We start from the raw sequence: 13,989 nt of genomic DNA, 5'->3' as shown, positions 1-13,989 counted from the left end.
CATCATACAACTCTGGAACACTTTTGTTTATCTAAATTTTTGTCTGCAAGATCAGACCCTTCAATGGAGAATATTGAAGAGACACAATGCGGAGAAGCCGCTTCAGTATTAATCGGAAGGCGGCGGGAAAGGATTATGGTGACGGAGAATAAAAATCAAGGAATCGAAAACGTATTAATATCAGCACAATATTTATAACAAACCCGCAAAATAGGTTATATATTTTACGCAAGACATTTTTAAAACAAAGCAATAGATAAATCAGAACAGCTGGTTCCAGTTGCTGCGGCATGTCTGGGCTGTGCCCATGATAATATCAATCCACATAAGTCGCTCCCGCACGGGGAGCGACCCTCAACAGATCTAGCCCACGCATAGACCGGGGCGCTTCAATCCACGCTCCCGCACGGGGAGCGACGGGGCCAAACTCCGTAGGAGCTGTATGATGGGTAGCTTCAATCCACGCTCCCGCACGGGGAGCGACTTACTTGACCTTTGGCATCCTCGCGCCCGGCTATGCTTCAATCCACGCTCCCGCACGGGGAGCGACTTGCGTTAAAATCCTACATGGGGCATAATATCGGCTTCAATCCACGCTCCCGCACGGGGAGCGACTGGAAAAACACTGCTTGTTATAACCATTCAAACAGCTTCAATCCACGCTCCCGCACGGGGAGCGACTGTGACCCTTTTTCGCCTTTGCCCTGCAATGATATGCAGGGCATTTTTCGAGAGGGCCACGAACCTCGAATAAAATTTGCATTAAGCAAAACCACTCAAAAAATTTACTACAATAAAATCATATTGTTAAAAAATCGAGTACTTCCCAGAAAAATGCTGTGCGCTTCAGGTTCTCGCGGGTTGTCTGCCAGAAGTACACATATCCCCTCCTCTGCCACTCTGGTCTCTGCTGACACTCTCAGCCTGCCACTTCGTAATTATGTTCGTTATCTACAGAATCAACGTTCCCTGAGGATCATATGATGGTTTTGCCCCAACATGCTCCACGCGATTTTTCCAGTTCGCGCCCAAAAAGTAAAAGCGCAGGCTATCTTTTTCCTCATCCATGCAGTCCAGCAAATTATTGCGTAAGGCAACCCATTGGGCAGGATCAACCACGCACTCAAAAACAGAAAACTGCACGCGCTGCCCCCAATTTTCACAATGGCGGGCAATTTTGCGCAGACGGCGCTTTCCAGCCGCATCCTGTGTATTTACATCGTAGCTTACCAGTACAAGCATGACGTCACCGAATCACAAAGGGTGGGTAAGCATCCAGATCGCCACGCAGATATCGGGCGAGCAAACGCGCCTGACAATGATATAACAAGCCTGCCGCCATTTTTTCCTGCAAAAAAGGATGCTCCACAGTCTCCTGTTTTCGCTCCTGCCATGCAGAGATCACATCTTTGCGCGTGGCATCGTCCATAATCACCGCGCCAGATTCTGTTTTACGAAAGCCTTTGGCCTTCACTTGCCCGCGGTTGATAAGCGTACAAGCCAGGCGATCTGCCAAATACGGGCGAAATTCTTCCATTATGTCCAGAGCCAGACTGGGGCGTCCGGGCCTGTCGCGGTGCAAAAAGCCCACGGCAGGATCAAGCCCGCAGCTTTCCAGCGCCCCGCGAACATCGTGCGCCAGAAGTGTATATAGAAAGGAAAGAAGGCAGTTAACAGCATCGAGAGGTGGACGGCGGTTGCGGCCATCAAAGCGGAAGGCGGCGTCTTTTGCCTGAATAAGGTTGGCAAATACGCCAAAATACACTTGCGCCGCCTCACCTTCAACGCCACGTACCATATTGAGCGGCAAAGGCTCGCGCAGGCGGGCAAGGCATTGGGCCAGCCGGGCCACTGCTGCGTCAAGACTTGCAGCCGGCCTCTCGCGCGCTGCGCGCATCAGCACCGTGCGGCAATTGGCGATTTTTCCGATTACCATAGCGGAGGCAATGGCGGCAGACGCCGCATCATCATCCGCACGGCGGTATTGCTCACGCCGCAACAGCACATTGCCGCTCACTGGCCCGTGCATGGATGCCAGAAACCGCCCATATTGGGTCAACCACGACACTGTTACACCGTTTTCCGCGCAGTGACCCAACAAAAAAGGACTGCACGAAATCTGCCCAAACAGCACAAGCCCGCCAAGCGTGTGGATGGGGATTTTTCCTTTAAGCGCATCTCCCTGGTACACGGCCACGCATTCGCCGTCTTTAGCCAAATAACTTTCCTGAGTAGTCACAAACAGTGTATTGAGCAGCGGTTTCATATGCTCTCCAGCACGGATTGCAGATAGCTCGCAGCCGAGGTCTGCGGAGCAAGGGGCAGGCAGGCGTCGCTCAGCGAGCACGCCGGGCAGATGGTGTTGGCTATTTCCAAAGGCGGAGGCGCAGGGGTAAGCCCTTTATTCAACAAATCCTGCACGGCAAGAATAGTGGCGCGGGTTTCATCCCGCAGGGCGTCGTCAAGAGCGACTACTTGCCGCCGCCGGGTTTTGCCGTAAAACAACGCCCCTTCAGGAATGGAGACTCGCAGCATTTCTTCGAGACAGAGGGCTTGAGCGCAGAGCTGGATACGGTCTGCCGCCATGCTTTTGGGGCGGCCCCGCTTGTATTCAACAGGGTACGGCTGCCAGACATTGCCGTGCCGATGAAACTCCACAACGTCTGCCTGCCCTGTCAGGCCAAGAGCGCGCGAGCAGAGCAGCAGCCCTGAAACAGTTTTGCTGTCGCCGCGACTTTCAGATGCGCTGCTGTGGGCTTTTTCGTGCAGCTGACGGCCCTCGGCAGTGTACACGTTTTCCGTCCAGAGCTGTTCCAGATGGATGAGTGCACACTGCCGGGGGCAGAACAGATAATGCTGCAAAGCCGATATGGGGATGGAATCGGCTGGGGGATGGTGATGCATGGTGGCTTCCTTGATAAAGGATGAGTGCCCCCTCCCATCGGGAGGGGGCCTGCCTGCCACAACTAATCACTTCAAACACGTTTCAATCCACACTCAATATTTGAGCGACTGCCAACACGGGAGGATTCAATTCCAAGAAGATGGTGCGACATATTTCAAGATATGCATACTCAACCGTTGACAAGCCAAGAACGCACACCGTATTGAAGACGGGAACTTGGAGAGCCTTCCGTTCGATCCGCAAAACCTTACTGGAAGGCTCTCCCCTTTAACGGCGACCGCCACGTTCCCATAGAACAGCCGCCTTCGACTAATAAGGCTCGCATTCTCTCCTCCTGGAAACAAACGACTAACCTTACGGACAGCCGCTAAAAGAGAAAATAAAGAAAATTTAAAAAAAGTCAATTCGTGTTATAAGTCATTATAATATAAAAACACACTATAAGAAAAAAAATGCAACTAACTAATTTTGCTGTGGGCTTTTTCGTGCAGCTGACGGCCCTCGACAGTGTACACGTTTTCCGTCCAGAGCTGTTCCAGATGGATGAGTGCACACTGCCGGGGGCAGAACAGATAATGCTGCAAAGCCGATATGGGGATGGAATCGGCCGGGGGGTGCATTAGAAACCTGAAATGGTTTCAGCCTTCAACCCCGGAGTTGCCTCGCCGTTGAGCGTATAGCTGCCATCGGGGTTAACCGTGAGGCTTTTATGCACTTTTGCGGATGAATACTGCCCGGAAGCGCAGTTGTGTTGCCACCAGAATACCTGACTGACGGCCATGCTGCCCTCCGGACGGGCAGACGAAGCGTCATTTTCAAACAGCCTGGGCAGGATGGCCTTGAGCACGGCGGCGTCTTCATCGCTAAAGCCGGTGCGTTCGGCAAGCTGCGGATTCATGCTGCCGTAAAAAACATATACGCCTTTATCCACACGGTGCTTCATGCCCATGGTGTCCGAACCGCGCTTGCTGCCATCGCCCTCGCCGCTGACGCTTTTGGTGATCTGAATACTTGCAACGCTGACAGGCTCCACGCTGAAGGCCGAGTGAATGCTCACCGGGCCGCGCACAGCAATGGAAACCCCCGCTGCATCACCGTCTTTGCCAAAAGCAAAAAGCTGACCAAAAGCGCGCACGTCAAACCACTTGGCGCAGGCCTTTCGGGCGGTTTCTTCCTTGCTGCATTTTTTGGGATTAAAAGCATCCTTGCCAAGGCCGTGCTCCGCAGATTCGGCTCTTTCCTTGAGCGAGGCCATGTTGTCCAGCTTGCGGTCGTCCGACTGCACAAAAACTTGCGTCCCCTTCTGCTCCATGAGCCGATCACGGATCTTGCGCTTAAGGCAAACATCGCTGATTTCCCCATAGCCATCATAATCGGTACGGGGACGGTTGCCGTTGAGCGGATCGCCGTTAGGGTTGGCGTGATCTACGGTGAGAATAACGGCGAAGTCGATCTTGTGTTGCAGACTCATGTTACGCTCCTTGCTGGTCATTGGCTTCAGTGGTGCTTTCTTTATCAGCCTTGGCGTACAAGGCTGACATCTGACAATGGTAGCCCAGCAGAAACTCACCACTGAGCTTGTCTGAAGAAGTAAATTCTTCAGGGTCAAATTTATCGTAAATTTCTTTCCAGGCTTTTTGGGCGCGGGTAAGCAGCGCAACGCGAGAACTGCTCTTCAGCCGCTGCATATACGGCTGCAACTGAGGCTCAAGCTGCCTCCAGGTAGCAAAGGGGTGGTCGGCAAAGCGCTGCATCAGCCGCTCGGCATTGGTGGGGCGTTTTTCTCCCGCGCTATCCAAAGCGGTCCGCTCAATATATTCCGCAACCGCCAGAAGCCGCCCAAAGAGGTAGTCACGGGAGTTACGCGTTTCATCAAGTGCCATGCTGTATTCCCCTTCTTTTATGTGTCTGGCGAAATAGCCCCTGTACATGGCGCAGGCAACGCCCAGCACTTCAGCCCACTCCCATGCCTCATGCGCCGCGCGATTGCAGGCTCGGCGCACGCAACTCTCAACAATATCGCGCGGCAAAGCTGCCCTATCAACAATGCATGGCAACAACCGCTCTACAGTTGCCTTGAGCAGCTTGTCGTCAATACGCCTGCCGTAAGCAACGCGGGCAATCGTTTCTGGCGTAGGAGCAAGGGGCGTGTAAACAGTGCGCGTTTTGGGTTTGCTCTGGCCCTCGCGCGTTTCGGCAATGCGAACGGGCAAAACCCATGCGCATTCTTCCTGCCATCGTTCCAGATTGTGCAGGTAGTCCTTAAGCATCTGCTCACGGTAAAATATGACAGAAAGCCGACCAGGGCTGGCCGCATCCATCGCCATGATGGTGATGCCGTCAGTTTCCTTGAGATCAGCCTTGTATCCCACGAGGGCTTTGTTCAGCCTTTTTGCAAAGGGCAGCCCCATATTTACGGGAGGAACAAAAAGAGGCAGGGCGGCGTCCTTCTCTGCCTGCACCTCAGGCGTGTCATCAAGCAAGAAGTCGTCGGCACTCAGATCAAACAAATCTTCACAAGGATTAGGCACGGGCGCGCCGCTCACAGCCCAGGCCACAACAGCCTGATCCCCGTTGCGGTAGCCTTGCCGCGCTATGAGCCAGCGCAACGCATTATGCGCCTTGTGACTTACCTCATAGCCGACGGTGCAGGCCTGCTCCGGCTCCAGAAAGCGCCCCCGGTAGGTAAAATTTGCGGAATCATTGGAGGAAATAAGTTTTGCACCATCACCGGGGCGGCGGATATTGCGCGGATGCTTTGTGGCAACAACGCATTCCACCCCTTGCACCATGCAAAGGCCTTTTTGCTCCATCATGGATGCGTCGTAAGCCATCCAAGCCTGTTGCAGGCTGGTGTCCTTCCATGTACGCGGTTCCATGTCATCAGGCAGGTTTACCACGCTCCATACCACCAGGGCGTCCCCCTGGTCGCGCACCGTGGCGTTGCCAATTTTTTTGGGCTGCAATCTGTTAAAGATGCTGTCTGCGCCGCTCTCTTTGTCTGCTTCGGTTGGTTCCGTCTGCAAGGAGTTGGCTGATTCGCCGCGCAAAATTCCACATTTCAACAGGTCATTCACCAGATGCCCCTGCGAAACATAGGCATATACAGCCCTGGCCTTTGGATGACTGTGGGGAGAATCGCACCATGCCTGCAATTGCGCAGCATACAAGCTATAAAGATTCTTTTTGCCGCCAGAGTAGTCTTTGGCGCAATAATGAATTTTATCATCCAGAGGATGTGGGGAATCACCGCTAGTGCGCCCTGCGGAATCTTCGGTTGCCGGGATAATAAACTGCATTTTCAACGGCAACAGCTCTGCCCTCACAAAATTACCAGCCCCGTCAATGACGACATGAATATGCGCCTGTTGGCTGGTGTGGCTCACGGGCATAAGCGCCGGGGCTTCTTTGCCGCCATTCTCCGCCTGTGGCGGGTCCACAAAGGCGGGATTTTGGGAGCAGGCTTCATACGTTTCAAAAAGTTTTTGCATCCAGCTCACAGTGAACCCCCTTGCGGGCCGCCGTCAGAAAGCAGGCTACGGGCATCGGGGTATGCCACGGTTTCGGGCTCCTGCAAAAGGTGGCATAGCGCTTCTTCATCGCAACCCGCATAATTTTTGCCAGGGTGGAACACCTTGGACTTCATGGGGCGAATTTCTTTACGCAGCAGCGAGGCGTCATCCGGCGAGGGGAATTCGATAATGCCTTTGCGCATAACCGGCTTCCAGAACCGTGCGCCAAAACTGGAATTTCCGGTTTCATCAGGATAATCAAACCCGTGAAACATGAGGCCAAAGGCCAGCTCTTCCAGGTCATCATACGCGCCGGGTCCTTCACCAAACCTGCAAGGCTCCACATACCCCTGGCAGTCGCGCGTACCCAAAAAGATATCCTGTCGGCCACCGCGCGCCAGCATACGCTTGGCTATTTCGTAGTGCTTGCCCTCAATCCGGTCTTGTTTCAGTTCCGGCCTATGCTCATTCCATACAAAATGGGCCTTTACCTGATAGGCAACATCAGCCAGATAGGTATAGATGGAAAGATCATTGCCGCCTGTGGTGGGCCTGATTGGTTTTACGCCCTTGGTTTGTGTGCGAAAGGGGCGCAGAATGCGTACCTTTTCAATCACCCAGGTCAGCGTTGGCTTCCAATATATAGACTTTGCTATTCCTTTAAGGGCCTCATAGGTGGGAATGTGGTAAGAACATTTTTCGCCGCCGACTCGAGTTACAGGATCAGAAAACAGGGCATAACGCCCATAAACAGTAAAGGATATGTCGTTATTCACTCAATCCTCCTATCAATAATTACAAAAACACAGTTTTTGCACTGATTGCGCGGTAACGCCCTGATCGTTGCAGTAAAAATTGGGTTTCAGAGCAAACATGCCACTATCCTGAATGGGATACAAGGCATTTTTCTGTATAAGCTCGCGTTCTGTATGTGGAAAAATGTTTACGGAAAAACGCTGAGCCTTACGTAAAAGCTCATATTTTTTATACAGCAAATCTGATGAACAAAGTGCAGCAATGATGCCCTCGCCGTCTTCATAAGGCACCAAAATACTTTTTGATGTTGAGTCGATGGACTTGAAAATTTTTGCTGCGGTGCTGAATGATTGCCCCAATATGGGGAATGGATTCTTATTGTTGCTGACGGCAAACTGGTTGCTCCCCAGCATATCAAGCAAAGAATTATTATCGCCTGCCGCGTAAGAAAGCGCGGCACCCTTACGATGAAAATAATGGTCAAAATATGTTGAAACCAACTGCGGCATAGTGAGATCGTAGCCAGACTCCAGAAGCTCTTGTGCATACTTTATGCGCACTGTATCAAGAAAGATGTCCCGTCCATCTTTGATGTCTTTCAGCCAGTCCAGATTTTCCGCATCTGCCTCAACCCGCACAACATGCACCCGGCCCGGCTCTTTTTCACCATGCCGGTTGCAGCGACCTGCCGCCTGAAGGATTGAATCAAGGCCCGCAGCCATACGGATAACAGATCGAAAGCTGATATCCACACCACACTCAATGAGCTGCGTGCTCACACAAAGCACTGGACGCCCGTTTTTCAGATCGTCACGCATTGCTTCTAGTTTTGCCATGCGGTGCGCGGGGCAGAGGTTGGTGCTAAGGTAGTAGAAGTTTACGCCTTCTTGTTCGGCGCAAAGCGCATAAATCTTTTCTGCCATTCGCTTGGTATTGCAAACCACCAGGCATGAGCCGTGGGATTGTTGCTCTTCTTGCGCCAGTGCGGCCACATCTTCTGCACTCATGGAGGTATGGCAGTGGTCAAAAAATGTCGTGCGCTTGAGGCGCGTGAACAGGTCTGGCACATTTGGCACGATTTCTATGTCGGGTTGTATATCAAGGCTGCCGCGCAGCGGATGCGGCAAATTGCCCAGCCTCGGCTGCGTGGCAGTGCATAGCACTGCGGTAGAACCGCATTGCCCGGTCAAAAAATCCACAGCATTGCAAAACATGCGTAAGCAGCGCACAGGGACAGTCTGCACTTCATCAAACACTATCACGCTACGTGCAAGATTATGCATGCGGCGGGCGGAGCTTGTGCCTGCGCCAAACAGGCTCTCAAGAAACTGCACCATGGTGGTGAAGACCACGGGGGCATCCCAATTTTCAGACAGCTTTTCCCACCGGCTGGCGACTTCTTCAGCGTCAGAATCTTCATCAGGCATAAAATTGGAATGATGCTCAAGCACTATAGACCCAGGGGCTTCACCCTGCTCAAGAATCTTTCGGGCTACATCGGCATTTTGATCAATAATGGATGTATAAGGAATAACATAGATAATTCTGTCCATCTGATGCTTTTGCGCGTGCAGCAGGGCAAAACGAAGGCTGGCCAGCGTTTTACCCCCGCCAGTGGGCACAGTGAGAGTAAACATACCCGGCGCATCCTGGGCACGCTGCGCGCAATGGGCTGAGATATCGCCCCGGATGTGGTCGATGGCGTGTTGCGGGGTCTTTTGGGCCAAGGCTGCTTCAAAACGCTGCACCAGAGCATCCCAAGGACGCCTGACCCCGCTGCGCCGAATTTCCGCCCCTTTTTGATCTTCAAAATCTGCACTGTCAGTACGATCCGCATCAATCAGGCAGCTGAATAAAAAACGCGCCAGCAATCCAAGCTGAAAATCACGACTATTTGCGCCGTCTCGTTGGTCATTTATATCGGAACTTGCTGGCTGCTTGTTCATGACTCGATCACGCAACTTCATCAAAACTGCTCGCACTTCTGATAAAAGCGCATTCGAGATTTCATTTTCTATCTCTTCAAGGAATGCTTGATCACACTGCTCAACGCACTGCTCACGGTGTGTTTTTTCCTCCGGACGGGCCATGTAATTCTGTGTAAATGCGTCCTTGCCGTCTGGGGTTATGCAATCTTTTAACCCTGAATGGTGGGACAGAATACACAATGCAATCATCCGGGCAATCGCTTTTTTCGTATCATTGCCTTGCAGGTGCTTCCAGAGGTGCTGCCCTCCAGCAAAAGCATGATTAATCTTCCCTTTGCAAGCTATGGGATCGGTGTAGCCCGGCTCACCAGGAGTAATGCAGCCAGCAGCGGAAAGGATATAATCCTGAAATTCTTTTGAATACTTGCCAAAATCATGCAGCAAGCCAACCAGATGACCTGTCAGGGGCAACCCGACCTTGGCTGCCGCTGATGATGTCAGGGCAGCAACATTCCGCAAATGTTCAGAAAGAGGCTGTATGCGAACAGGTGCGCCATTCTCGGGGCAATAGACATGAGCCACGCAGCAATCAGGCAAGTTCGACATAATGGCCCCCTTGAAGTCGTTATCAAAAAAAGAATAAAAAAAAATTTAATATTTTAATATATACAAAATACTATCAACATTGCAACTTCAATTTCAACATATACATGCCTGCCTTGCCCTGGCGTGGGCGTAAACCCCATTCGCAGGCTTGCCCCGTCCTTGGTGTAGCCCCACATAGCATCGCTTTTGAGTGACGCTTGTTCTACCGTTAAGGATTCAAATAGATGGCAGCAAAACGCTATGCTGAAGGAGGCAATAGTTAAAGAGCATTATGAAGGGCTGGGTATTAAAGACACTATAACCTTATGCAGCTGGATAGGAGAATATTCGCGAGGTGAATCTATTGATGAGGGACGCAGAAGAAAAATACCTATATCTGGAAGTTGCCAAAAAACTAATTTTGCGTCTATTGAAGAAGAACTCGTCTATGTAGTAACGACTGAAATAATTGCTCAAAAAGGTTATATCTCTTCCGCTTCTGACATGAATATGGAGCGCACAAGAATAAAACTCTTCAAAGTTGTGATAAATTGAGCGAACGATATCACTTGATTTTTTCTGTCTACTCAGCGTAATCAATGTCTGATATTATAAAGTTATGAAAGACAATAATAATGGGAAACTATTGGAGATACTTAGCAAACCACTTTGGCAATACAGTTTGCGCAACAATCTTGCCCCAGTATTTACAGCTTTGGAAAAATCTCCAGTACTGTGTGGCACTGTACTACACGCTAATCAATGATTTCAGCACACTGATAAGTCATATCAGAAATGAATACGTACAGCATATATCTTTTGGGGGAGGTATAACCTCTCAGGAGCTTGCTGCAAGTGAAGCCAAAGGCAGCTCCATGTCGAGTTGACTTGTCAAACACTTGCAAGTGTACATTTTCAAAAACAAGCAGCCTTAGTACAGGTCAGAATCCGCAGGCATTCTTTCCCAGTAAATACGGCCTTTTTTGCGATACTTGCGTAGCAGCACATAAACGCTGCCCGGCCCACCGTCGTGAGGCTGGGCTGTGCAGAAGGCCAGCACCACCCGCTTGAAGGGATCCTGCGTCAGCCAGCTTTGCAGCTTTTCGCGCAGAACGCCCATACCGTCAGGCGAATTGCGGCCACGACCCGGCACCACCAGCACTGTACGCAGGCCCTTGTACCAGCTTCCTTTAAAAAAGCCGCGCAGGGCTTCAAAAGCCTGCAAAGCATTGAGGCCGTGCAGGTCAAGGTGGGCCTCCGGGCTGAGGCCGCCACCGCGGAGCTTGTTCAGAATCATCTGGTCAAGGCCGACCACATGACCCTCGAGGTATTCATCGGAGAACGTCAGCGCAAATTCCAGTTTGCCGTCCATGAAATCCTGAAGGCTCAGCTCGCCATGCGGCGGTGGAGTTACCGGGGCAGGAGCCGGAACAACATCCCGCCCGCCGCCAGTAAGGGGGCTTACTGTGCCCATGGCGGCAAGAAAGGCCGAGGCCTCGTCATCCTCATCATCTTGAACGGGTGTGGCTGCGGCGCTGCCAGATGGCACCTTGCCAGATGACGACTGGGTAGGCGACGCATGACCGCTCGATATTTGGGCCGCTCCCAGAGCCACGCCCTTGGATTTGCCAGCATCCTGCGTTGCGGCCTTAGTCGCATTTTTTTTGCCCTTGCTGCGTTCCTCGGCCAGGGCATCTGCCATACTGGTCATGGTGCCTCGTTCTTCCAGTGAAAACCCCGGCTTTGCAGCCTTGCGGCTGTTTTTGGCGGGTGTCACGCTGCTCACGGCGTTCAAAAACAGATCGCAATCTTCATCCGAAATTTCAGCAGCCTGCGCAGTGCCAGCAGACGCGATAACGCGCTTGCCCTTGCCCTGCCCATGGTGCGCAGGTTTGCGCTCATTGCCGCCGTTTTTTTGCTTTTCGGGAAATTTTTTTGCATTGAGCGCGCGGAACGGATTTGCCCCAAAGGCGTCTGCGTCAGACATAACGGCTCCACTCATGGGTTATGCGAATAAAAAAAGCCGCAGCACAGGCCGCGGCTTTAACAGCAAAACAGGTGCTGCGCTTATTGAGCCGCAGGCGCCGGGGCCTTCTGCTCGGCAGGAGCAGTGGGAACCACAGGAGCCGGGGTCGCTTCCGCACCGGGCTTAACAGCCGGGGCGGCGGGCCTGGGAGCAGCAGGCTCTTCAATCTTCACGTCAAGAATCGTAGACTGACTGGAAGGACGCGAGCTGGTCACGAGGGTGTAGCTGAGCGACGTGATAACAAAAATCACGGCCATCAGGGCTGTCAGTTTGGCAAGAATGCCGCCTGCGCCGCCGCTGCCGAACACAGAGCTGTTGCCACCGCCAAAAATCACGCCCATGCCTTCCTTGCCCGCCTGAAGCAGCACAAGAATAACCAGCAACACGCACACAATGATATGCAGCGTAAGAATGAGAGTCTGCACGAATTCCTCCTCGCCGTCCGGCCACTGCCCGATGGCGCGCCCGAAGTGGGGTTAGGCCCCGATAATTTGTAAGAAGCTTTGCGCTTCTAAAGACGCTCCACCTACCAGAAGGCCATCCACATTGTCAAGGGCCATGAGCCCTGCGGCATTGTTTGGCTTAACGCTACCGCCATAAAGAATGGGCAGCTTGTCTGCGGTTTCACCCACAATTTTTTGCAACAAGGCCCGCGTGACGGCGTGGGCATCGAGTACTTCTTCCGGCCCGGCAACCTTGCCCGTGCCAATGGCCCACACAGGCTCGTAGCCAATGGCAAGCTTGCCCACAAGGGCAGCGCCGCGCAGGCTCTCGGGCATGGCCGAAAAAACGGCGGCAAGCTGGCGCTCAAGCACGGCGTTTAGCTTGCCAGCTTCGCGCTCGTTAAGGGTTTCGCCGATGCAGAACAGCACCTTGAGGCCATGCTCAAGGGCAAAAATTGTTTTGCGGGCCACAAGGGCATCGTCCTCGCCCATGATGTGCCGCCGCTCGGAATGCCCGGTCAGCACCCAGCTTGCACCAGCGTCAAGCAGCATGGCGGGCGAAGTTTCGCCTGTAAAAGCCCCTTCTTCTGCGGGATAGCAATTCTGTGCGCCCGCCGAAAGCGCCGCAACGCCCTTAAAGGCGTCCGCCACGCAGTTTATGGACGTAAAGGGTGCAAAAACAACCACATCCTGCCCCGCAGGCATATGCCCGAGGCCTTTAGCCAGATCGCTGGCGCTTTGGGCAGCCTGAGCGCGGGTTTTATACATCTTCCAGTTGGCGGCAAATATTTTTTGCATGGCGTCCTCAAGGATCAGATGGAACAAAGATAAATGAGCGCGTCTTCGCCAGTATCGGTATAATACTTTTTGCGCACGCCCTCTCGCTTGAAGCCGCAACTCTCATACAGACAAATAGCGGGCCTGTTGCCCACTCTGACTTCAAGCAAGATTTTGTTTATAGCCATTTTACGCGCAAGGCGCAAGACCACGCCCAATATACGTCGCCCGTGTCCTCTGCGACGTTCATCCGGCAAAACTGCAAGATTGAGTATTTCCAGTTCATCCAGCGTGTGGTACACTGATATATAGCCAATCAGCGCCTCATGCCGGAACATTCCCAATGCCGAAAAAGCCTTTTGTCCAAAGGCGGCAGCGCACTGCTCTTCTGACCAGGGCAGAGGAAAGCACTGGCGCTCAATCTCGTACATGGCGGCGGCATGCTGCGGCCCAAGCATCTGAAGGCGTTCGTCCCGCACTGTGGAAGCATTCATGAAAATCAGCCTTTATCCTTCATTAGGCAACACTCCTGACTTGCAGGAGGTTGTAGACCACAACAATATACCGCTGTGCATCATGCGCGGCGAGGACATACTGCGGCAGAACCTGCGGCATCGGGCAGTGGGCCTGCTTGTGCGCGACCGGCTTGGGCGCGCCCTGCTGACGAACCGCCCTGGCCTTGGCTGGGGATTTTCGTCCTTCGGGAGGCTGCCCGCCGGGCAATCAAGCGAGCACAAGGCGCAGGAGCTGTTTAAAAACGACTGGAACCACGAGGGACGCATACTGCCGCTCGGCGTTTCCCCGCCTGGGCCGGACAACTTCAACGCCTTTGTGGCACTGTATGAAGGCCGCATGCCCGCCTCGCTGGCTACTGCCGCCGTGCGCGACCCGGATCAGCACATGCTGGTCGATTATGACGAACTGCGGGGCCTTGGCGTACACTTTGGCGAACTGCTATCGCCTTTTTTGCGGCAGGCGGTGCAGTCTGGCCTTGTGCGCCCGCGCTGACCTGCCCACACTCCCTCAATTTACCCGCGCGCAAGCCTGCCAGTTGCAA

14 protein-coding genes and 1 CRISPR repeat array are annotated in these 13,989 nt (G+C 52.9%); of the genes, 2 read left to right on the top strand and 12 right to left on the bottom strand.

Annotated elements, in window-relative coordinates; genetic code table 11:
- Positions 1 to 320: 320 nt before the first annotated feature.
- A CRISPR array of direct repeats spans positions 321 to 681; the repeat unit is 32 nt; unit sequence GCTTCAATCCACGCTCCCGCACGGGGAGCGAC.
- 270 nt (positions 682 to 951) lie between these two features.
- The 8 genes from cas2 to cas3 all read right to left on the bottom strand — a co-directional run bounded on the left by cas2 (position 952) and on the right by cas3 (position 9,707).
- On the bottom strand, positions 952 to 1,242 hold the full coding sequence (cas2, locus tag RDK48_RS02295; protein WP_022659420.1) for a CRISPR-associated endonuclease Cas2: 291 nt from the start codon (positions 1,240 to 1,242) through the stop codon (positions 952 to 954).
- A 4-nt stretch (positions 1,243 to 1,246) separates the two neighbouring features.
- On the bottom strand, positions 1,247 to 2,266 hold the full coding sequence (cas1c, locus tag RDK48_RS02290) for a type I-C CRISPR-associated endonuclease Cas1c (protein ID WP_298994263.1): 1,020 nt from the start codon (positions 2,264 to 2,266) through the stop codon (positions 1,247 to 1,249).
- Positions 2,263 to 2,904 (bottom strand): CRISPR-associated protein Cas4, encoded by a 642-nt coding sequence (gene cas4, locus RDK48_RS02285; protein WP_298994267.1) that lies wholly within the window; start codon positions 2,902 to 2,904, stop codon positions 2,263 to 2,265. The genes cas1c and cas4 overlap by 4 nt, the downstream gene beginning before the upstream one ends.
- 459 nt (positions 2,905 to 3,363) lie before the next feature.
- A complete protein-coding gene (locus tag RDK48_RS02280) occupies positions 3,364 to 3,525 on the bottom strand; it encodes a Dna2/Cas4 domain-containing protein (protein WP_298994269.1) in 162 nt (53 codons plus the stop codon).
- A complete protein-coding gene (gene cas7c, locus RDK48_RS02275) occupies positions 3,525 to 4,376 on the bottom strand; it encodes a type I-C CRISPR-associated protein Cas7/Csd2 (protein ID WP_298994271.1) in 852 nt (283 codons plus the stop codon). The genes RDK48_RS02280 and cas7c overlap by 1 nt, the downstream gene beginning before the upstream one ends.
- A gap of 1 nt (position 4,377) precedes the next feature.
- A complete protein-coding gene (gene cas8c, locus RDK48_RS02270; RefSeq protein ID WP_298994463.1) occupies positions 4,378 to 6,396 on the bottom strand; it encodes a type I-C CRISPR-associated protein Cas8c/Csd1 in 2,019 nt (672 codons plus the stop codon).
- A gap of 5 nt (positions 6,397 to 6,401) precedes the next feature.
- The gene (gene cas5c / locus RDK48_RS02265) at positions 6,402 to 7,193 is read right to left on the bottom strand and encodes a type I-C CRISPR-associated protein Cas5c (protein WP_298994272.1); all 792 of its coding nucleotides are present in this window, start codon (positions 7,191 to 7,193) and stop codon (positions 6,402 to 6,404) included.
- 12 nt (positions 7,194 to 7,205) lie between these two features.
- Complete coding sequence (gene cas3, locus RDK48_RS02260; protein WP_298994275.1) at positions 7,206 to 9,707, bottom strand: CRISPR-associated helicase Cas3'; 2,502 nt, start codon at positions 9,705 to 9,707, stop codon at positions 7,206 to 7,208.
- Positions 9,708 to 9,947: 240 nt separating this feature from the next.
- Between cas3 and RDK48_RS02255 the strand changes: the two genes are divergently transcribed.
- Positions 9,948 to 10,241 (top strand): hypothetical protein, encoded by a 294-nt coding sequence (locus tag RDK48_RS02255; RefSeq protein ID WP_298994276.1) that lies wholly within the window; start codon positions 9,948 to 9,950, stop codon positions 10,239 to 10,241.
- A gap of 376 nt (positions 10,242 to 10,617) precedes the next feature.
- Here RDK48_RS02255 and RDK48_RS02250 read toward each other — a convergent pair whose 3' ends face one another.
- The 4 genes from RDK48_RS02250 to rimI all read right to left on the bottom strand — a co-directional run bounded on the left by RDK48_RS02250 (position 10,618) and on the right by rimI (position 13,426).
- Complete coding sequence (locus RDK48_RS02250; RefSeq protein ID WP_298994279.1) at positions 10,618 to 11,673, bottom strand: Smr/MutS family protein; 1,056 nt, start codon at positions 11,671 to 11,673, stop codon at positions 10,618 to 10,620.
- A gap of 80 nt (positions 11,674 to 11,753) precedes the next feature.
- Complete coding sequence (secG, locus tag RDK48_RS02245; RefSeq protein WP_298994282.1) at positions 11,754 to 12,137, bottom strand: preprotein translocase subunit SecG; 384 nt, start codon at positions 12,135 to 12,137, stop codon at positions 11,754 to 11,756.
- 51 nt (positions 12,138 to 12,188) lie between these two features.
- Complete coding sequence (gene tpiA / locus RDK48_RS02240) at positions 12,189 to 12,953, bottom strand: triose-phosphate isomerase (RefSeq protein WP_298994284.1); 765 nt, start codon at positions 12,951 to 12,953, stop codon at positions 12,189 to 12,191.
- A 14-nt stretch (positions 12,954 to 12,967) separates the two neighbouring features.
- Positions 12,968 to 13,426: a ribosomal protein S18-alanine N-acetyltransferase gene (rimI, locus tag RDK48_RS02235; protein ID WP_225529810.1), complete on the bottom strand. Its 459-nt coding sequence runs from the start codon at positions 13,424 to 13,426 to the stop codon at positions 12,968 to 12,970.
- Between rimI and RDK48_RS02230 the strand changes: the two genes are divergently transcribed.
- Complete coding sequence (locus RDK48_RS02230; RefSeq protein ID WP_298994287.1) at positions 13,425 to 13,940, top strand: NUDIX hydrolase; 516 nt, start codon at positions 13,425 to 13,427, stop codon at positions 13,938 to 13,940. The genes rimI and RDK48_RS02230 overlap by 2 nt on opposite strands.
- Positions 13,941 to 13,989: the final 49 nt, after the last annotated feature.

It is taken from the genome of uncultured Desulfovibrio sp. (assembly GCF_902477725.1).
Lineage (GTDB): Bacteria > Desulfobacterota > Desulfovibrionia > Desulfovibrionales > Desulfovibrionaceae > Desulfovibrio.
This window is presented reverse-complemented; position numbering and strand designations above follow the sequence as displayed.

What these genes read in the sequence shown, in the direction of transcription:
- cas2 (WP_022659420.1), bottom strand. Translation starts at nt 1,242, where the DNA reads ATGCTTGTACTGGTAAGCTACGATGTAAATACACAGGATGCGGCTGGA.
- cas1c (WP_298994263.1), bottom strand. Translation starts at nt 2,266, where the DNA reads ATGAAACCGCTGCTCAATACACTGTTTGTGACTACTCAGGAAAGTTAT.
- cas4 (WP_298994267.1), bottom strand. Translation starts at nt 2,904, where the DNA reads ATGCATCACCATCCCCCAGCCGATTCCATCCCCATATCGGCTTTGCAG.
- RDK48_RS02280 (WP_298994269.1), bottom strand. Translation starts at nt 3,525, where the DNA reads ATGCACCCCCCGGCCGATTCCATCCCCATATCGGCTTTGCAGCATTAT.
- cas7c (WP_298994271.1), bottom strand. Translation starts at nt 4,376, where the DNA reads ATGAGTCTGCAACACAAGATCGACTTCGCCGTTATTCTCACCGTAGAT.
- cas8c (WP_298994463.1), bottom strand. Translation starts at nt 6,396, where the DNA reads ATGCAAAAACTTTTTGAAACGTATGAAGCCTGCTCCCAAAATCCCGCC.
- cas3 (WP_298994275.1), bottom strand. Translation starts at nt 9,707, where the DNA reads ATGTCGAACTTGCCTGATTGCTGCGTGGCTCATGTCTATTGCCCCGAG.
- RDK48_RS02255 (WP_298994276.1), top strand. Translation starts at nt 9,948, where the DNA reads ATGCTGAAGGAGGCAATAGTTAAAGAGCATTATGAAGGGCTGGGTATT.
- RDK48_RS02250 (WP_298994279.1), bottom strand. Translation starts at nt 11,673, where the DNA reads ATGTCTGACGCAGACGCCTTTGGGGCAAATCCGTTCCGCGCGCTCAAT.
- tpiA (WP_298994284.1), bottom strand. Translation starts at nt 12,953, where the DNA reads ATGCAAAAAATATTTGCCGCCAACTGGAAGATGTATAAAACCCGCGCT.
- RDK48_RS02230 (WP_298994287.1), top strand. Translation starts at nt 13,425, where the DNA reads ATGAAAATCAGCCTTTATCCTTCATTAGGCAACACTCCTGACTTGCAG.
- rimI (WP_225529810.1), bottom strand. Translation starts at nt 13,426, where the DNA reads ATGAATGCTTCCACAGTGCGGGACGAACGCCTTCAGATGCTTGGGCCG.